Below are 18,212 nucleotides of genomic sequence, written 5' to 3'. Positions count from 1 at the left end.
CAACGAAGGAGACAAAATCAAAATTGATACGGCTACCGGTTCATACATGAAACGTGTAAAAGAATAGTTTTGAAATTTTCAAAACTATTCTTTTACACGTTCCATGTATGAACCGGTAGCCGTATCAATTTTGATTTTGTCTCCTTCGTTGATAAACAAAGGCACGTTTACAGAAGCTCCGGTTTCTACTTTTGCCGGTTTAGTAGCGTTGGTTGCTGTGTTTCCTTTTACGCCTGGTTCTGCATAAGTCACCTCTAAAACAATTGAAGAAGGCATATCAACCGAAAGTGGTAATTCCGTTTCGGTATTAATCTGAACCATAACGTTGGTTCCTTCTTTCAATAAATCCGGCGCATCAAGGATATCTTTGTTCAAAGTGATTTGCTCATAAGTCTCTACATTCATAAAATGAAATTGATCACCTTCTGCATATAAATATTGAAAATTCTGAGTTTCCACTCTAACTGTATCAATTTTGTGTCCGGCCGAAAAGGTGTTATCCAATACTTTTCCGTTAGTCAATGATTTTAATTTGGTTCTAACGAAAGCTGGTCCTTTTCCAGGTTTTACGTGAAGGAATTCGATGATTTTATAAATATCGTGATTGAACTTAATGCATAATCCGTTTCTAATATCTGATGTAGATGCCATTGTACTATTTATTTGTTAATGTGGTTATTCGTTTATTTGTTTGTTGTTAATAAGACCCCGAGTAGCCTTTCATAATCCCTCTTGACGAGTTTCGGATGAAATCCAGAATCTCATCTCGCTCTGGAGAGGCCGCCATTTCAGCTTCTATGATTCCCATTGCCTGAGAAGTGTTATAATTTTTTTGGTACAGAATTCTGTAAATATCCTGAATCTCTCTAATCTTGTCCGATGTAAATCCTCTTCTTCTCAATCCAACGGAATTGATACCCACATACGAAAGTGGTTCTTTTGCCGCTTTAGTATAAGGCGGAACGTCTTTACGAACCAAGGAACCACCTGAAATCATAGCGTGATCACCAATATGAATGAATTGATGAATAGCGGCTAACCCTCCAATGATGGCGTAGTTCCCCACAATTACATGTCCGGCTAAAGCAACACCATTTACAATAATGGCATTATCACCAATATGACAATCGTGTGCAATGTGCGCCGTTGCCATGATTAGACAGTTGTTTCCAACTTTTGTTTGGCCAGAAGCAATGGTTCCTCTATTAATCGTAACACACTCTCTTATAGTAACATTGTCGCCAATTACCGCAAGTGATTCTTCTCCTCCAAATTTCAAATCCTGTGGCACAGCAGCAATAACGGCTCCCGGGAAAATATTACAATTTTTTCCAATTCGGGCCCCTTCCATAATGGTTACATTGGAACCAATCCACGTTCCGTCGCCAATAACGACATTGTTATGAATGGTAGTAAAAGGTTCTATAACGACATTCTTAGCGATTTTCGCGCCCGGATGTACATAAGCTAACGGTTGATTCATACAGTAATGGTTTAGTTCTTTTTGGCTATTTGCGCCATTAATTCGGCTTCGGCTACTAATTTTCCATTGGCATAAGCGTTGGCTTGCATGTGGCAAATACCTCTTCTTATTGGAGAAATTAAATCGCATTTGAATACCAATGTATCTCCAGGCAATACTTTGTGCTTGAATTTTACATTGTCAATTTTCATGAAATAAGTCAAATAATTTTCAGGATCCGGAACAGAGCTCAAAATCAAAATCCCTCCGGTTTGTGCCATAGCCTCTACTATTAAAACGCCAGGCATAACTGGTGCTCCCGGAAAATGTCCGATAAAGAAATCTTCATTCATCGTTACATTTTTCAATCCTACCACATGTTCCTCCGACATTTCAATGATTTTATCTACCAACAAAAAGGGTGGTCGATGTGGCAGCATGGCCATGATTTTATTAATATCCATCAAAGGTTCCTTGTGTAAGTCATACACCGGAATTTGATTTCTTTGTTCAATTTTAATGATTTTAGACAGCTTTTTGGCAAACTGAGTATTTACATAATGCCCTGGTTTGTTGGCAATCACTTTTCCTTTGATACGAGTTCCTACTAAAGCTAAATCACCAACCACATCAAGCAATTTGTGACGTGCCGCTTCGTTTGGATAATGCAACGTAAGGTTGTCTAAAATTCCGTTTGGTTTTACCGAAATATGGTCTTTGCCAAAAGCTACTTTCAAATTCTCCATGGTTTTTGGAGAAATCTCTTTGTCTACATAAACAATAGCATTGTTCAAATCACCACCTTTGATTAATCCGTTATCTAGTAACGTTTCCAATTCGTGTAAAAAACTAAACGTACGCGAATCTGAAATTTCAGTTTTGAATTCTGAAATATTCTTCATCGTTGCATTTTGAGTACCTAATACTTTGGTACCAAAATCAACCATGGCAGTCACTTGATAATCATCGGCAGGCATTACCAAGATCTCACTTCCGGTAGCTTCATCGGTAAAAGAAATGACTTCTTTCACCACATAATAGTTACGGATAGCATCTTGTTCAACCACTCCTGCTTTTTCTATAGCTTCTACAAAAAACTTAGAAGAACCATCCATAATTGGCGGCTCTGATTCGTTTAATTCGATGATAACATTATCTACATCGCAACCAACAAAAGCAGCAAGCACATGCTCTGAAGTTTGAATTTTTACACCTAATTTCTCAAGGTTCGTTCCTCTTTGTGTATTGACAACATAATTGGCATCCGCCTCGATGATAGGACTTCCTTCTAAATCTACTCTAACAAAAGTATAACCGTTATTCACCGGTGCCGGTTTGAAAGTCATTTTGACTTCTTTTCCCGTGTGAAGTCCAACGCCCGTAAGCGAAATCTCGTTTTGGATGGTTTTTTGTTTAACCATGGATATGCTATTTAAGTTTAGTTTTATTCCGCTGCGCTCCAAACAATTCGGCTACGCTTCGGGTGTATGATTCTTTTTTAATTCTTCTATATCGGCCACAATCTTTGGCAAGTTTCTGAAATGAACATAAGACTTGCTGTAATCACCATAATTAAATGCCGGCGAGCCTTGTATGGTTTCTCCATCGGCTATGTTTTTTCCGATACCGGATTGAGCCTGAACGCGTACATTGTTGCCAATAGTCAAATGACCTGCAATACCTACCTGTCCGCCAATCAGGCAATGATTTCCTATTTTAGTAGAACCTGCCACTCCGGTTTGAGCTGCTATAACGGTATGCTCTCCGATTTCAACATTGTGGGCAATCTGAATATGATTATCAAGCTTTACTCCTTTTCTGATGATGGTAGAACCCAATGTGGCTCTGTCAATAGTGGTGCAAGCGCCAACATCTACATAATCTTCCAGGATAACATTTCCGATTTGTGGAATTTTGTTGAATGTTCCGGCTTCTGTTGGTGCAAATCCAAATCCGTCCGAACCAATAATAGCACCGGAATGCATAGTACAATTGGCACCAATCACCGATTCTGAATATATTTTCACACCGGCAAACAAGATGGTGTTATCGCCAATAGTGACATTGTCGCCAATAAAGGAATTCGGGTAAATCTTTACATTATCACCAATCACTACATTTTTACCGACATAGCTGAAGCTTCCTAAATACAGATTTTCACCATACGTAACATTCTCAGAAATCACCGAAGGCTGTTCAATGCCTGACTTCATTAACTTTACCTGATTGTAATACTCCAGCAATTTAGAAAACGACTGATAAGCATCTTCCACTTTAATCAGGGTAGTTTTAATTTCGCCTTCCGGTTCAAAAGTGTGATTAACAATGGTAATGGTCGCTTCGGTAGTGTAAATGAAATTAGCATACTTGGGGTTGGCTAAAAACGTTAGCGAACCTTCAGTTCCTTCTTCTATCTTGGCTAGTTTGAAAACTTCGGCATTGGGATTGCCTACTACTTCGCCTTCCAGAATTCCTGCTATTTGAGCTGCTGTAAATTTCATCGCCACAAAAGTATAAAAAAATCAATTTTAATGTTAATTTTCGGCCAGTAGTTTTGGAAAACAGATAAAATACTTGGTCACCGGTTTTGACAAGGCTTTCAAATTCAATTGGTCAGAAGCTTCCACTACATCTTCAATAGTTCGGTCTTTCTTCAAAATCCGAATTGGTTCCGCGTCTTTACTGTAGGCCTGGTTTTTTATTTTTCCTTTAAAGATAAAGTATTTAGCTTCTTGTTGGGTAATATTATGCTCTTTAATGAAGCGCGCTGTCATTTCTTCCAACACTTCTTTTGGGAATTTTTCGCTGTTGAGTTTTACTTTGGACAAATCCCTGTTGATAATCATTTTACTCAAACTACTCAGAATAAAATCTTGATGATACTGCCAATTTTTTAAAGCGCTAACAATATCAAAATCATCTAATTGTGCAAAAGTATCTAAATCAGTATTGGAGAAATTTTCTAACGTAACTTTGTGCTTCATAAAGTACATCAGTGGCCGACTGCATTCTATGGCAACGCCTCTGTGCAATAACTCTTTTGCTCGTTGCAGGGTTTTGGTCAAAGTCAATTCGGCTACCAGACTTGTTTTGTGTAAATAGGCCTGCCAATACATCAAACGTCGCGCCATCAGGAATTTTTCTATCGAATAAATCCCTTTTTCTTCCATCACCAAAACATCATCTACCACGTTCATCATTTGAATTAAGCGATCGGAATTGATATTGCCTTCTGCCACACCGGAATAAAAACTATCGCGTTTCAGATAATCCATTCGGTCCATATCCAATTGACTTGAAATCAACTGCAGCATGAATTTGCGATGGTATTCTCCTTTGAAAACCTGTATGGCTAAACTTAATTGACCCTTAAATTCTTCGTTTAATTTATTCATAAACAACAACGAAATGGCTTCGTGATTGACTTCTTCCACTATGCTGTGTTCCATGGCGTGTGAAAAAGGGCTGTGACCAATGTCGTGCAAAAGAATGGCAATATACAAGGCGTTTTCTTCTTCTTTAGAGATAATCACTTCCTTAAATCGCAATACTTCCACCGCTTTCTGCATCATGTGCATCGCGCCAAGCGCATGGTGAAAACGGGTATGATGCGCACCGGGATAGACCAAGTAAGACAAACCCATTTGCGAAATGCGGCGCAACCGCTGAAAATAAGGATGCTGAATTAAATCATACACCAAAGAATTGGGAATGGTAATAAATCCGTAAATCGGATCGTTGAATATTTTTAGTTTATTGGTGTGGCTCACAGTGCGATCGGTTTTCGTAAATGTATCAATTTATACTAATTCCTTGAAATATTGTTTTAACAGTTTGTCGTTTTCACGGGTTGGCGTAAATACTTCCAGAATGACAGGTTGGTCGTTTTGGGCAAACAATTGTTTCAATCCTTTGGTTAACGATTTCTCATCGCTGGCGGTAACATACTCAAAGCGATACATTTTGGCTAAATGCTCTGCCGTTAAGCAATGCGAGGTTTCGAAATAAGTGTTAAACGTTTCATTTTCCTGATGCCCCGGCAATATTCTGAAGATTCCTCCTCCTCCATTGTTTACCAAAATGATTTTAAAATTCTTTGGGATGTAATTGTTCCAAAGCGCATTGCTATCGTATAAGAAACTAACATCACCGGTAATCAAAACAGTTGGTTTAGGACTGCCAACGGCAGCTCCGATGGCTGTTGATGTACTTCCGTCAATGCCGCTGGTGCCGCGATTGCAGAAAACTTCAATCGAAGGATCGATATCAAATAACTGCGCATAACGAACCGCCGCACTGTTGCTGATTTGCAACTGAATATCTTTTGGCAAACCGGACAGTATCGCTTCAAAAACTTTCAAATCGGAAAACGCTACTTTGGACAAATAATCCTTGTGTTTCGCTTTTCGCAACTGATGAATAGCTTCGAACTTCGCTTTATAATCGCTTTCTACATTTTTGACAAAAGGCAAAAACTGTTTAAAAAACTGATTCGGATGCACATGAAAATGTTTGGTCAAAATACCAAAAGTATCATACGCTCTGAGTTCATCTATATGCCAATGATGTCTGGGTTTGTATTTTCTGAGAAAAGCTTTGACTCTTTTTGACACTATCATGCCGCCAAAGGTGATTAAAATTCGAGGTTGTAGTTCAGTGAATTCCTTTACCGAAAAAGGCGTAATCAAATTATCTATGTTATTGATAAACGACGGATGATGCAAATTCGATGTGGTTTCTGTCATCACCACTACGGAAGGCAATGCTGCGAGTTGGTCAATCCATTTTTGTTCAATTGAATTGGGGAAGCACTCACCTACCAAGACCAATACCTTCTGACTGTGATTCCACAAGGTTGAAAAAGCAATAATATCTTCGACTCTAACTGTTCGATGGACTTTAAACAAACTCGTCACATTGAAGTCAACAGAAAGTTTGTTAGTTGTTTCATATAACGGTTCTTCAAATGGTACATTAATATGCACTGGGCCTTTATAAGCAATGGCTACATTGATAGCTTCGTTGATAAACACATCGTTTTCTTCAGAAGCTTCATCCAACAGATTAGCATTATACAAAGAGTGATTCTGAAAGACATTTTCCTGGCGAATGGTTTGCCCGTCGCCAATATCGATTTTGTCAAAAGGCCTGTCGGCAGAAATAACCACAAACGGAATCTGACTGTAAAAAGCTTCCGCCAAAGCCGGATAGTAATTCAGCAACGCCGAGCCCGAAGTACAAACTACGGCAACCGGTTTCTGGGTTTGTTGGGCAATCCCCAAAGCAAAAAAAGCAGCACAACGTTCGTCAGCAATACTATAGCAACGAAAATTAGGATTGTTGGTAAATCCAATAGTTAACGGAGCGTTTCGGGAACCGGGGGAAATTATTATATCGTGAACTCCTTTGGCATGGCATATCTCGATGATGCTTTGTGCCAGAGGTATTTTGGGATAAATCATTTATTTTAAGTTTCAAAGTAACAAAGGTACAAAGGTTCAAAGTTATTTTTTACATTTAACTTTTAATTCTGATATGGCTAAAATAGAAATAAGACCCTACAAACCCGAAGATGTGGAAACCATTGTGGCCATCCTGAATTACTACATTGTAAATTCAACAGCTTTGTATGATTACACGCAGCGCACCTTTGAGCAACAACTAGCCATTTTTGAAGACAAACTCAGCAAAGGATTTCCGGTGATTGTTGCCACTATGGAGGAGCGCATTGTTGGTTTTGGATATTACAGTGAATTTCGGTTTCGCGAAGCTTATAAATATACTGTTGAGCATTCTGTTTATGTGCTGCCAAATGAACACGGGAAAGGCATTGGTAAAGTTATTATGGAAAGCCTTATTGGGTTAGCCAAAAAGCAAAAGCTTCATACCATGATTGCCGTGATTGATTCCGAGAACCAAGACAGTGTGGCATTTCATGAGAAGTTTGGTTTTAAAACAGTTGCCGTTATCAAAGAAACCGGCTTTAAGTTTGACCGTTGGCTGCATAGCCAGTTTATGCAATTGATGTTGGAATAAAATCGACATAAAAAAACCTGATGAACTTCATCAGGTTATAAAGTGACGGGTTAGTCATTTTGTAAATTATATTATATCGATACCGTTCTCTTCTAATAAAGCTAAGATATAGCTGCTTTGGCTTGGATTGTATTTTTCTACGCCGCTCTGGTACCATTTCTGAATGACATCAATCTGGAAAGCAGTATAATCATCTGCATCGATATCCATGCCTAACATTCCGGCTAAGAGGAAATCTTCCAGTACTTTGTTCGTTACAATTAATTGAGGAATTCCGTAGATGATTCTTCCGTTTAATCGTTCATATTCTACTCTTCCTTGTTCAAATCCAAAAGCATAAGCTTCAGTGGTGTCCTCAATACTGTCAATATAAGGATTGAGTCCGCTTGTATATCCGTCTAAGTAATCTTGTCTATAGGCGGGGTTGAATATATTTTTCATAATACTTATTGTGGCTTTTAATACATCAAAGCTATTAACTATACTCGAGTTTGAATTTAAAAATCGTTGAAAGGATAAAAAACTCTTTAAATCACGAGGGGTGTGACGTTCGTCGATAGAATCAAAACAAAAAACCCGATGAATTTCTCCATCGGGCTTTGTCTCTATAAAAGCTATTTGTTCTATTTTCCGTTAATCCAGCCTACTATGGCCGCATCGGTTGGCAATACTCTTGGTGATAACACTTTAACCAATTCGCCTTGTTCGTTGATTAAGTATTTTTGGAAATTCCATTCTACTTCACTGTCCTGCAAACCATTTCGGTTTTTTTCGGTTAAAAATTGATATACTTCGTTTTTGTCCTCTCCTTTTACCGAAATTTTACTCATCATCGGGAAAGTCACTCCGTAATTCAATTGACAGAATTTGGCAATTTGTTCGTTGCTACCCGGTTCTTGAGAACCAAAGTTATTGGCCGGAAACCCAACAATGACAAAGTTTTTGTCTTTGTATTTTTCATAAATCGCTTCCAAGTCTTTGTATTGTGGTGTCAATCCACACTCTGAAGCGGTGTTGACAATTAAAACTTTCTTCCCTCTAAGAGAGGCAAAGTCAAATTCTTTTCCATATAAATCCGTTACCTTAAACTGGTAAATCGTTTCTGTTTTTGTTTCTGTATTCATTGTACTATTTTTTTTTGTGGTTGGCTCAACCGATTTTGTTTGCGCATTGTTTTGGCAACTCCAAAGGAGTAATACTCCGCAACTAAGTATTAAAAATCTTCTCATCATTAATTTTTTTTATAAAATTAGTCAATATTGATTGGTTTGCTGTTATACAATTCCTAAAGTTTTATTAAAAAGAGCTCAGCGACTAAATCAATCGCTGAGCTCCCAACAAAACATAATAGAAAAATTATTTTCTACCAACCAAACAAAATGAAACAATCTCATAGCAGATTCTTTCCCTAACTCTTACTTAGATAACATCAACAAAAAGCTTTTTCCCCCTTAAACAAATAATAAAGTTTTGTTAAAAAAAAGACAGTATTTATTCAAATTCATTGAGGATGAGGCGCAAAAAGAGCCAGCAAACCAGTTTTTACTTTTTTTTATTGCTTTCTTTTCAGTAAGTTTCTTTAAATTTATAAACTAAAACCTAATCGTATGACACAAGAAGAACTATTACCCTTATTATTAAGGAAGGAAGAAAGGGCATTCACTCAGTTATATGATATGTATTCCAAAAGCCTTTTCAGCATCATAACCAATTTGATCAGTGACCGCGAAGAAGCCGAAGATGTGCTTCAGGAAGTTTTTGTGAAAATTTGGAAAAACATCGATACTTACAACCAAAGCAAAGGAAGATTGTACACCTGGATGCTCAACATTGCCCGAAATACTTCTATCGATAAACTGCGTTCGAAAGGTTTTAACAACAGCAAAAAAAACCTCTCGGCTGATAATTTCGTACATCTGTTGGATGACAGTAATAAGCTAACGAGCCGAATAGATACTATAGGTATTAGAGAATTTGTAAAAAAACTAAAACCAAAGTGCATTCAAATCATTGACTTGCTGTTCTTCAAAGGATACACGCAACAGGAAGCGTCAGAGGAATTAGCCATTCCTTTAGGAACTGTAAAGACCCAAAACAGAATGTGCATGAACGACCTACGAAATTTTTTAAAAGTATAAATGGAAACTAAAGACTATATAGAATCCGGAATTTTAGAATTGTATGTTTATGGTTTACTTACCGAATCGGAGAACGACGAAGTAAATGCTATGGCCAACAAAAATCCCGAAATCAAAGAAGAAATTCTCTCTATCGAAAAGGCTATTATCAACCTTTCGAGCAGCTTTGCCCCTTTTATTTCTCATAGTCAATTTGAGAAAATCAAAGCCCGACTGGAACTCAAACACGGTAAGGTGGTTGATTTCAAATCGCGAAGCAATACGGCAACCTATATTGGCTGGGCAGCATCTATTGTCTTGTTACTTGGTATTGGTTTTCAATATTCAAAACTGAATGACAGCAAAGAACAAATTGAAACCACCAAAAAAGAAAAAGAATACCTGCAGCAAACGGTAGTGGTTTTAGAAACCAAAAACAAAAACACCGAAACCGCCTTAAATGTCATTCGGGACGAAAACAATACAGTGGTAGCTTTGGGTGGTCAAGCGGCGGCACCAACTGCTAAAGCCAAAATCTATTGGAATAAGCAAACCCAATTAGTATATGTAGATGCCAGCGGATTACCGGAACCACCGGAAGGCAAAGTATATCAAATTTGGTCCTTAAAACTGCAACCCCAGTTAACACCAACCAGCATCGGACTCTTGGCGAATTTCAAAAGCAATTCAAACAAACTATTCGCTGTTGAAAAAACAGGTGATGCAGAAGCTTTCGGTATCACACTGGAACCAGCCGGCGGAAGTGCTACACCAACCATGGAACAACTCTATACTTTGGGAAAAGTATAAATTAAACCCAATAATCAACAAAAAGTCCCGAGCAATCGGGACTTTTTTAGTTTAATCAAAATTCTATAAACTGATTGGCACTACCTTCTTACTGTATTCCGTCACCTTCTTACTGTGTTCCGCCATCTTCTTACTGTCTTCCGCCATCTTCTTACTGTATTCCGCCACCTTCTTACTGTATTCCGCCACCTTCTTGTTGTTTTCCGTCACTTTCTTACTGTTTTCCGCCACCTTCTTGTTGTTTTCCGCCACCTTCTTACTGCGTTCCGCCACCTTCTTGCTGTTTTCCGCCACCTTCTTACTGCGTTCCGCCATCTTCTTGGTGTATTCCGGCAGCGGAAGAGGCTGCGTTACTGGCGGAAACGGTTAAAACAGTGGGATTGTTTCTGTTTACTAAAAAAGTCCCGATTGCTCAGGACTTTTTTTATTTCTTTTTATAATGCTTTCTATAACTCGGATATGCTAGGGCACCTATTAAGGACATGCTTCCCAAGGTGTACCAAATCCAACTCAGGGATTTAGCTTCGCCACTAGCATAGGAATGCAGTCCTACCAAATGGAAATTCACACCGTAATAGGTAAACAAAATCGACACAAAGGCATACATACTCATTAAGTTAAACAACCATTTATTTCGCAACGAGGGTACAAAACGAGCGTGAATCACAAAAGCATAGACCATAATACTGATTAAGGCCCAGGTTTCTTTTGGATCCCAACCCCAATACCTACCCCAGCTTTCATTGGCCCACTGCCCACCTAAGAAGTTACCAATTGTCAACATGATTAACCCTATAGTTAATGCCATTTCATTGATATAGGTAATCTCTTTGATGTTCAATTCCATTTTGGCTTTGTTCTTTTTATTAGTAAAGAATATCAATACCAGCGAAACAAATCCCAATATAGCACCTAAAGCAAAAGGGCCATAACTTGCCACAATTACGGCTACGTGTATCATCAACCAATACGAATTCAGTACCGGCTGTAGGTTGGCTATTTCCGGATCTATCCAATTGGCGTAAGCTGCGGTCAAAATCATGGCGGTAACAAAGGCACAGGAAGCCACGGTTAATTTTGATTTTCTGTCGAAAGCCAAACCAAAGAACATGGTTGACCAAGCCACATAAACGATAGCCTCATAAGCGTTACTCCAAGGCGCATGCCCCGAAATATACCAACGGGCAATTAATCCTACCGTATGCAAGGCAAACAGCAATCCGACCACAACATGCAAACCATTGACGGTGACAGAAAGCCACTTTCGCTCTTTAAAAATTTGAATAATGGTAAACAGCATCATCAAAGCAGCAATGGTTAAATACCAATAAGGCAACTTTTGGAAGACATCGTATTTGTTATACAAAATCTCGTAATTGATCTTTTCATCCGATGGACGCACGGCTTTCCCAAATTTCTTTTGGTAGTTTTCCATTCCAACCAAATAGGTATTGGCCATGGTGTAGTTGTTGTTTTGAGTCGCTTTCATCAAAGCGTCTAAATAAACCGGCAAGGCATTTTTGATAGTGTCCAAAGCGGTTCCGGTAGGATGCCCGGCTTCTAAGAACGAAACCCATTTGTTGTTACTGTCGTTCGGAATCGGGAAAATTCTCAGAATCTTTCCGCTCAAAGCCGCATTCAGCAGGTTTACTTTTTTATCTGTTTCTACAAAATCCTTTTCGAATTGATTTGGATTGGCCGTTTTATAGGCTTCATCTAAATAAGGTGACAATTTATAATTCCCTCTGTCATCAAAACAGGAACGGAACGTAGCATACTTCGCATCCGATTTGATGCCCAATATTTTACGAATGCTGTCATTACCGCTTTTGATATAAATCAATGGTGTTTCAAACCAAACGGTTGGGAATTGCGTCATCGAGATAAATGCCTGATCGGAATTCATTCCTTTATAAGTATCGCTGTGACTCACTTTTCGCAGTAATTCCGAAGAAAAGGTATTGATAGGTTTCATTCTTCCGCCATCATCCTGAATGACTAATCGGCCAAACTGTGCGGCGTGTTTTTCGGAAACTTTGTATTTGTTTAAAATCGAATCGATTTGCTTTTGGGTTGGCAAACCACCGTTATGATTGCCGTGATTTTGGGCAAACCCATTAAACGACAGCAACAGAATCAGTATGGAAAGAAGTTTGGCTTTTTTCTTTTTTACGGTTTCCAGTTTTCGTTTCAAGTCGGCAAAGCGAGATTTTTTAACAAACATAATGGCCATCAAACAGAAGAACAGCAGGAAGTAACCAATGTAAGTTATAGTAGTTCCCCAGAAATCGTGGTTTACCGAAAGTACGGTTCCTTTTTCATCCGGATCAAAAGAAGCCTGGAAAAAGCGGAACCCTTTGTGATCTAAAATATGATTCATATAAATGCGGGCATCAAACTTTTTGGTTGAATCCTGAACGGTAACTTTACTCTCAAACGACGAGAAACTCTTTTCGGTTCCCGGATATTTTTGAGCCAAGAAATCATTCAGTTTGATGCTGAACGGTAAAGTATAAACCTTACTTCCGTAACTTAGTGTAAACTCTAAATTACCAACTTTGATAACTTTCGGTTCGCCTTGTTTTCCTTTGGAACCTACTAAGGTAACTTCTTCAGTTTTATTGCCTGAATGAATTGTTACCACTAACGCATCGTTACCGTTTTTGGCTTTAAAATTACCGCTAGGCTCAAAGGTTTTCACCCCTTTTTTAGGCGCATCCGGAATTACGAATTGCGTTCCGCCAACATTATATAACGAACGGTACATCAATGGCTGTACCGAATCTTTAGCAACCTTTCCTTGTAGTTTATCAGCCATTCGCATGAATTGTCCTTCGAATGGTGAGGTAATGGTATTGTTGTTCGTATCAATATTGATAGCGCCTTTCGTGAATTTGTTTACTGCAAACAGCACATTGTGAATGTCCTGAACTTCGCCTTCTTTCAGCATGTGCTCGTGTCGCATGCCATCGCCTGATTCCACTAATTTCAAATACACATCGCCTTTAGCCTCTTCCTTGACGGTTTCTTTGGCATCTAAAACAAAGTCTTTGTATTCAATGTCAAACGGAGTCTCCGCAAACATTTCATCAATAGAAAAATAATTATTGGTCACTGGTGACAATAACATAGGTTTTTCAAAAATTCTTCTTTTCAATTCACCTTGATACATGCCATCCACAAAAACGGTTAAATAGCATTTATCAGAGAAAACCTGGTTGGATGTTGCACCTTCGCGTATGGGCATCATGCCTTCATAACTAATATAACGCGTGATAAAAGCCCCGGAAATAATGAAGATGAAAGACAAATGCAGCAAGAGTGTTGCCCATTTTTCTTTTTTATACAATTGGTAACGTTTGATATTGCCAATAAAATTAATTACGAAAAACAACATAATGGCTTCAAACCACCAGGAGTTGTATATCCAAATCCGGGCTGTATCGGTATTGTATTTGCTTTCAATGAAGGTTCCGGTGGCCATGGCTACTGCAAAACCCAAAAACAAAATAGCCATCAATCGTGTAGAGAATAAAATCGAGTATATTTTTTTTTCCATGAGGTGGAATATTTTTTTAAAAAAGTCGTACAAAAATAGCGTAAATAAATAGATTTAGACTTCATTTATTTTGGGTTTTAATACTTTTTTAAGAGTTCGGTATTTCTTTTATTTAAAATAAAAAATAAAAGTATTTTTCGATAATTTAGCCACATGATTCGAGTGACGATAATTGGTTCCGGAAATGTGGCCCAGCATTTAATTCAGGCGTTTAGTAAAACTGCTGCAGTGGAGCTGGTTCAGGTGTTTTCAAGACAACCCAAAGCGGTTTCAGATTTAGTTCCTGCGGCTAAAATCATCTCTGATTTCAGCAAACTCCAAACCGTTGATGCCATCATTATTGCCGTTACTGATAACGCTATTGCTGAGGTTTCCAATCAGATTCCGTTGGAGCACCAGTTGGTCGCTCATACTTCCGGAAGTGTTGCCATGGAAGGATTGAGTGCTAAAAACCGAAGAGGTGTTTTTTATCCGCTGCAAACTTTTTCCAAATCAAAAGCCGTAGATTTTAAAGTCATTCCGATTTGCCTGGAAACCGAAGAGGCTACAGATTTTAAAATGCTCGAAACGTTAGCGGAATCAATTTCAAATGTGAGTTACAAAGTCAATTCGGAGCAACGCAAAGCCTTGCATGTCGCAGCGGTTTTCGTATCTAATTTTGTCAATCATTTGTATCAAATGGGTCAGGATATTTGTACCGAAAACAAATTAGATTTTGAAATTTTAAAGCCCCTGATTCAGGAAACAGCCCACAAAATTTTGACACTTTCGCCAAAAGAAGCACAAACAGGGCCGGCCAAGCGACAAGATACAGAAACCATCAATGCGCATTTGTCATTTTTGACAGACGAACATCAAAAAGAAATCTATAAACTACTAACAAAATCAATTATCGATAATGGGAAAAAGCTATAAAGAAATACTAAACAACATTTCTACGTTTATTTTTGACGTGGATGGTGTTTTGACGGATAGTACAGTACATGTGACACCAACCGGAGAAATGCTGCGTATTATGAATATTCGTGATGGATTTGCCATGAAAGCCGCTATCGAAAGTGGTTATAATGTTTGCATCATTTCGGGTGGTAATAATGAAGGCGTTCGCATTCGCTTGAGAAATCTCGGAATAACCGATATTCATTTGGCTTCCCCCGACAAAGTAGCTACGTTCAATGAGTATGTCGAATTGTACAATATCAATCCGGAACAAGTGCTGTATATGGGCGATGACATCCCCGATTATCATGTGATGCAATTGGTAGGTTTGCCGGTTTGTCCGCAAGATGCGAGTCCGGAAATCAAAGCCATTTCCAAATACATATCCCATAAAAAAGGCGGTAGAGGCGCCGTTCGTGAGATGATTGAACAGGTAATGAAAGTACAAGGCAAATGGCATCTCTACTATAACGGAAAACACGATTAGCAGCCCATTAACCCAATCAACGAATAACCGAATTAACACTAAAATGAAATACCTTAAATTAATACGTTTCCAAAATTTACTCTTGCTGGCTTTTATGCAGTTGATGATCCGTTATGGTTTTTTAAAGTTCCAGAATATCTTCCTTTCCTTAAACGAGTGGCAATACGGATTACTGGTGTTGTCAACCGTTTTAATTGCGGCAGCCGGTTATGTCATCAATGACATTATGGATCAGGAAACGGATACTGAAAACAGACCTAACAGCGTAATTATTGGCAAAGAAATTTCAGAAGGAAGAGCCTATAACATTTATGTGGGACTCAATATTATTGGGGTTGGGATTGGTTTTTATTTATCGAATGTGATACAGAAGCCAAGCTTTGCTGCTATTTTTATTGTGATTGCTGCGACATTGTATTTGTATGCGACCAGCTTGAAACAAATGCTGTTGGTGGGAAATATCATAGTGGCTCTGGTCCTTTCATCCAGTGTTTTGATTATTGGTGTTTTTGATTTATTGCCTGCCATTTATGATGGAAATCGAGATGAAATGAGAGTCATTTTTTCCATCTTAATTGATTATGCCGTGTTTGCGTTCATCCTTAATTTCATCAGGGAAATCGTTAAAGACATGCAAGATGTTGATGGCGATTACAATCAAGGAATGAGTACTTTGCCTATTGCACTTGGTGTGAGCAGAACAGCGAAAGTAGCTTCGGTTTTGGGTATACTAGCCACGGTGATTTTGTTGTGGTATATCAATGCCAATCTGATGGATTCCAAACTATACTACGCTACCGTTTATGGTTTGTTGTTTATTGTTGGTCCTATGATTTTCTTTATCGTTAAGATATGGAACGCTGACGCGAAAAAAGACTTTCGTTTGTTGAGTAACGTTTTGAAATGGGTTATTTTCTTTGGAATTGTTTCTATTTTGGTGATTAACTTAAATATTATATATCGTGCTTAGCGAAAAACTAAAAAATTATAAAATCATCCTAGCTTCGGGTTCTCCCAGAAGACAACAGTTTTTGAAAGACCTGGGGTTAACTTTTGAAATTCGGTTAAAAGACATTGAAGAAGTATATCCGGAAAACCTACAAGGCGTTGAAATCACTAATTATTTAGCAGAATTGAAGGCCAATGCTTTTGACAGCGAAATCAAAGAAAATGAGTTATTAATAACCAGTGACACCATTGTTTGGCTTAACAACAAAGCCCTGGGCAAACCTAAAGATTATAAGGATGCTGTCGAGATATTAAAATCGCTTTCCAATCAAACTCATGAAGTCATTACTTCGGTTTGCTTTAAAACCATACACAAAACTGAGACTATTTTTGAAGTAACCCGAGTAACCTTCAACGAACTCACTGAAGAGGCCATTCACTATTATTTAGAAAACTACCAACCTTTTGACAAAGCCGGAGCCTATGGCATTCAGGAATGGATAGGATTGGTTGGCATTACTAAAATTGACGGTTCCTACACCAATGTTGTTGGCTTACCCACCGAAAAAGTATACCAGTATTTGAAGAATTATAAGTAAAAGCGCTCGGAATGAATTAACTTTACTAAAAATAAATCGTTATGACAGAAACCGTGAAATTTCCATTCTACATTAAATTGGCAGCCTTACTACTGTGTTTAATTGGAATCATAACCATATTATATTTAGGCCAAGACATCATTTTTCCTATACTGCTCTCCCTCCTATTTGCCATTATTCTTCGGCCAGTCGTTAAGTTTTTAATTCAAAAACTCCGCTTTCCGCATTTTATCGCTGTGGTCTTTGCCATTGTATTATTTGTCTTGATTTTTCTCGGAATCTTTTATTTTATTTCACTTCAGGTTAGTGACATGGCTAATGATTGGGGCAAAATAAAAAACAATTTTTACTATCATTTTGAGCATTTTCAACAACTGATTAGAGACAATTTTAATTTGAGCAAAAGAGAGCAAAATCAAATTATTAAAAATGCCAAAATAGACAGCTTAAATTCGGGCAAAGAAATCGTGGGCAGTACCATTAGTTCGTTTACCGATATTGTATTGAATCTGACGTTGATTCCCATTTATACTTTCCTGTTTTTATTGTATCAAAATTTATTCATCACTTTTTTAATCAAATTATACAAACCACAGCATCATAAAAAACTGCAGGAAATCCTGATTGAAATCAAAGTAGCCGTACAAAGTTATGTGGTAGGCTTGCTGTTTGAAATGGTAGCCGTTTCGGTTTTAACAACGATTGGCTTATATTTTATAGGAGTGCAATATTTCATTTTACTCGGCATCATAACCGGAATACTGAATTTGGTTCCTTATATCGGCATACTGTTTGCGGGTGCTTTGAGTATAGTAGTATCATTATCCGGTTCAACAGATTTGTCAATTATTGTTGGCGTAATTGCCGTGAATGTTGTGGTACAGCTCATTGATAACAATATATTGGTGCCTCTGTTTGTCAATTCAAAAGTGCAGATTAATGCCTTGGTTTCTATTGTGGGAATAATTATTGGAAATGTCCTGGGCGGAATTACCGGAATGTTTTTAGCCATACCGATTATTGCCATATTAAAGGTAATCTTTGACCGCATTGAAGCTCTGGAGCCCTGGGGTTATTTGATGGGCGATGATTTACCAAAAACATTTGAATGGCACAAAATCAGAATTCCGATGTATAATTACAATAATTCGACAACAACCATTAATTTCAGTACGGATACTCCTGAGGAAATCACACCCGAAAACAACAACGAAGTCAATCCAATTGACAAGACCGATAATCAAAAGAATTAACA

Annotated in this window: 18 protein-coding genes and 1 pseudogene; 9 read left to right on the top strand and 10 right to left on the bottom strand. The window is 38.1% G+C overall.

Annotated elements, in window-relative coordinates:
- Positions 1–67: pseudogene (locus tag V7D82_RS13810) on the top strand (elongation factor P); the annotation flags it as partial.
- A gap of 17 nt (positions 68–84) precedes the next feature.
- On the opposite strand, the gene efp reads toward V7D82_RS13810, so the two are convergent.
- From efp to menD, 6 genes are read right to left on the bottom strand one after another with little or no spacing between them, the layout of a single operon-like run.
- Positions 85–651, bottom strand: a complete 567-nt coding sequence (gene efp / locus V7D82_RS06385) for an elongation factor P (RefSeq protein ID WP_333600142.1) — start codon at positions 649–651, stop codon at positions 85–87.
- 46 nt (positions 652–697) lie between these two features.
- Positions 698–1,483, bottom strand: coding sequence for an acyl-ACP--UDP-N-acetylglucosamine O-acyltransferase (lpxA, locus tag V7D82_RS06380; RefSeq protein WP_333600141.1), 786 nt, complete (start codon positions 1,481–1,483; stop codon positions 698–700).
- 11 nt (positions 1,484–1,494) lie between these two features.
- Positions 1,495–2,883, bottom strand: coding sequence for a bifunctional UDP-3-O-[3-hydroxymyristoyl] N-acetylglucosamine deacetylase/3-hydroxyacyl-ACP dehydratase (locus V7D82_RS06375; protein WP_333600140.1), 1,389 nt, complete (start codon positions 2,881–2,883; stop codon positions 1,495–1,497).
- Positions 2,884–2,934: 51 nt separating this feature from the next.
- On the bottom strand, positions 2,935–3,963 hold the full coding sequence (gene lpxD, locus V7D82_RS06370; protein WP_333600139.1) for a UDP-3-O-(3-hydroxymyristoyl)glucosamine N-acyltransferase: 1,029 nt from the start codon (positions 3,961–3,963) through the stop codon (positions 2,935–2,937).
- Between the two features lie 33 nt (positions 3,964–3,996).
- Positions 3,997–5,232 (bottom strand): HD domain-containing protein, encoded by a 1,236-nt coding sequence (locus V7D82_RS06365; RefSeq protein ID WP_333600138.1) that lies wholly within the window; start codon positions 5,230–5,232, stop codon positions 3,997–3,999.
- Between the two features lie 30 nt (positions 5,233–5,262).
- Complete coding sequence (gene menD, locus V7D82_RS06360) at positions 5,263–6,924, bottom strand: 2-succinyl-5-enolpyruvyl-6-hydroxy-3-cyclohexene-1-carboxylic-acid synthase (RefSeq protein WP_333600137.1); 1,662 nt, start codon at positions 6,922–6,924, stop codon at positions 5,263–5,265.
- A gap of 73 nt (positions 6,925–6,997) precedes the next feature.
- On the opposite strand from menD, the gene V7D82_RS06355 reads away from it, so the two are divergent.
- Positions 6,998–7,498, top strand: coding sequence for a GNAT family N-acetyltransferase (locus V7D82_RS06355; protein ID WP_333600136.1), 501 nt, complete (start codon positions 6,998–7,000; stop codon positions 7,496–7,498).
- Positions 7,499–7,564: 66 nt separating this feature from the next.
- On the opposite strand, the gene V7D82_RS06350 is transcribed toward V7D82_RS06355, so the two are convergent.
- Together V7D82_RS06350 and V7D82_RS06345 are read right to left on the bottom strand one after the other, a co-directional pair.
- Entirely contained in the window at positions 7,565–7,939 is a 375-nt protein-coding gene (locus V7D82_RS06350; protein ID WP_333600135.1) for a hypothetical protein, read from the bottom strand.
- A gap of 182 nt (positions 7,940–8,121) precedes the next feature.
- The gene (locus tag V7D82_RS06345; protein ID WP_333600144.1) at positions 8,122–8,727 is read right to left on the bottom strand and encodes a glutathione peroxidase; all 606 of its coding nucleotides are present in this window, start codon (positions 8,725–8,727) and stop codon (positions 8,122–8,124) included.
- Positions 8,728–9,105: 378 nt separating this feature from the next.
- Between V7D82_RS06345 and V7D82_RS06340 the strand changes: the two genes are divergently transcribed.
- On the top strand, positions 9,106–9,636 hold the full coding sequence (locus V7D82_RS06340) for an RNA polymerase sigma factor (RefSeq protein WP_333600134.1): 531 nt from the start codon (positions 9,106–9,108) through the stop codon (positions 9,634–9,636).
- Entirely contained in the window at positions 9,637–10,425 is a 789-nt protein-coding gene (locus V7D82_RS06335; protein WP_333600133.1) for an anti-sigma factor, read from the top strand. It abuts the gene before it with no gap.
- Positions 10,426–10,488: 63 nt separating this feature from the next.
- On the opposite strand, the gene V7D82_RS06330 is transcribed toward V7D82_RS06335, so the two are convergent.
- Positions 10,489–10,740 (bottom strand): hypothetical protein, encoded by a 252-nt coding sequence (locus V7D82_RS06330; RefSeq protein WP_333600132.1) that lies wholly within the window; start codon positions 10,738–10,740, stop codon positions 10,489–10,491.
- A gap of 109 nt (positions 10,741–10,849) precedes the next feature.
- Positions 10,850–13,984 carry a cytochrome c biogenesis protein CcsA gene (gene ccsA / locus V7D82_RS06325; RefSeq protein WP_333600131.1) on the bottom strand — a complete coding sequence of 1,045 codons (3,135 nt, stop codon included), beginning with the start codon at positions 13,982–13,984 and terminating at the stop codon, positions 10,850–10,852.
- Between the two features lie 153 nt (positions 13,985–14,137).
- Here ccsA and V7D82_RS06320 point away from each other — a divergent pair, with 153 nt between their 5' ends.
- From V7D82_RS06320 to V7D82_RS06300, 5 genes are read left to right on the top strand one after another with little or no spacing between them, the layout of a single operon-like run.
- Positions 14,138–14,899, top strand: coding sequence for a Rossmann-like and DUF2520 domain-containing protein (locus tag V7D82_RS06320; protein ID WP_333600130.1), 762 nt, complete (start codon positions 14,138–14,140; stop codon positions 14,897–14,899).
- On the top strand, positions 14,883–15,410 hold the full coding sequence (locus tag V7D82_RS06315) for a KdsC family phosphatase (protein WP_333600129.1): 528 nt from the start codon (positions 14,883–14,885) through the stop codon (positions 15,408–15,410). Before V7D82_RS06320 ends, V7D82_RS06315 begins: the two co-directional genes overlap by 17 nt.
- Positions 15,411–15,453: 43 nt before the next feature.
- Positions 15,454–16,380: a geranylgeranylglycerol-phosphate geranylgeranyltransferase gene (locus tag V7D82_RS06310; RefSeq protein WP_333600128.1), complete on the top strand. Its 927-nt coding sequence runs from the start codon at positions 15,454–15,456 to the stop codon at positions 16,378–16,380.
- Positions 16,373–16,957 carry a Maf-like protein gene (locus V7D82_RS06305; RefSeq protein ID WP_333600127.1) on the top strand — a complete coding sequence of 195 codons (585 nt, stop codon included), beginning with the start codon at positions 16,373–16,375 and terminating at the stop codon, positions 16,955–16,957. Before V7D82_RS06310 ends, V7D82_RS06305 begins: the two co-directional genes overlap by 8 nt.
- 41 nt (positions 16,958–16,998) lie before the next feature.
- Entirely contained in the window at positions 16,999–18,210 is a 1,212-nt protein-coding gene (locus V7D82_RS06300; protein WP_333600126.1) for an AI-2E family transporter, read from the top strand.
- Positions 18,211–18,212 lie beyond the last annotated feature (2 nt).

Origin of the sequence: Flavobacterium sp. (assembly GCF_036741995.1) — a bacterium.
Lineage (GTDB): Bacteria > Bacteroidota > Bacteroidia > Flavobacteriales > Flavobacteriaceae > Flavobacterium.
Note: the sequence above shows the minus strand (reverse complement) of the source record. Positions and strands in the feature narration are given on the sequence as shown.

Coding starts and splice junctions, on each gene's coding strand:
- efp (WP_333600142.1), bottom strand. CDS start 651: ATGGCATCTACATCAGATATTAGAAACGGATTATGCATTAAGTTCAAT.
- lpxA (WP_333600141.1), bottom strand. CDS start 1,483: ATGAATCAACCGTTAGCTTATGTACATCCGGGCGCGAAAATCGCTAAG.
- V7D82_RS06375 (WP_333600140.1), bottom strand. CDS start 2,883: ATGGTTAAACAAAAAACCATCCAAAACGAGATTTCGCTTACGGGCGTT.
- lpxD (WP_333600139.1), bottom strand. CDS start 3,963: ATGAAATTTACAGCAGCTCAAATAGCAGGAATTCTGGAAGGCGAAGTA.
- menD (WP_333600137.1), bottom strand. CDS start 6,924: ATGATTTATCCCAAAATACCTCTGGCACAAAGCATCATCGAGATATGC.
- V7D82_RS06355 (WP_333600136.1), top strand. CDS start 6,998: ATGGCTAAAATAGAAATAAGACCCTACAAACCCGAAGATGTGGAAACC.
- V7D82_RS06350 (WP_333600135.1), bottom strand. CDS start 7,939: ATGAAAAATATATTCAACCCCGCCTATAGACAAGATTACTTAGACGGA.
- V7D82_RS06345 (WP_333600144.1), bottom strand. CDS start 8,727: ATGAGAAGATTTTTAATACTTAGTTGCGGAGTATTACTCCTTTGGAGT.
- V7D82_RS06340 (WP_333600134.1), top strand. CDS start 9,106: ATGACACAAGAAGAACTATTACCCTTATTATTAAGGAAGGAAGAAAGG.
- V7D82_RS06335 (WP_333600133.1), top strand. CDS start 9,637: ATGGAAACTAAAGACTATATAGAATCCGGAATTTTAGAATTGTATGTT.
- V7D82_RS06330 (WP_333600132.1), bottom strand. CDS start 10,740: ATGGCGGAACGCAGTAAGAAGGTGGCGGAAAACAGCAAGAAGGTGGCG.
- ccsA (WP_333600131.1), bottom strand. CDS start 13,984: ATGGAAAAAAAAATATACTCGATTTTATTCTCTACACGATTGATGGCT.
- V7D82_RS06320 (WP_333600130.1), top strand. CDS start 14,138: ATGATTCGAGTGACGATAATTGGTTCCGGAAATGTGGCCCAGCATTTA.
- V7D82_RS06315 (WP_333600129.1), top strand. CDS start 14,883: ATGGGAAAAAGCTATAAAGAAATACTAAACAACATTTCTACGTTTATT.
- V7D82_RS06310 (WP_333600128.1), top strand. CDS start 15,454: ATGAAATACCTTAAATTAATACGTTTCCAAAATTTACTCTTGCTGGCT.
- V7D82_RS06300 (WP_333600126.1), top strand. CDS start 16,999: ATGACAGAAACCGTGAAATTTCCATTCTACATTAAATTGGCAGCCTTA.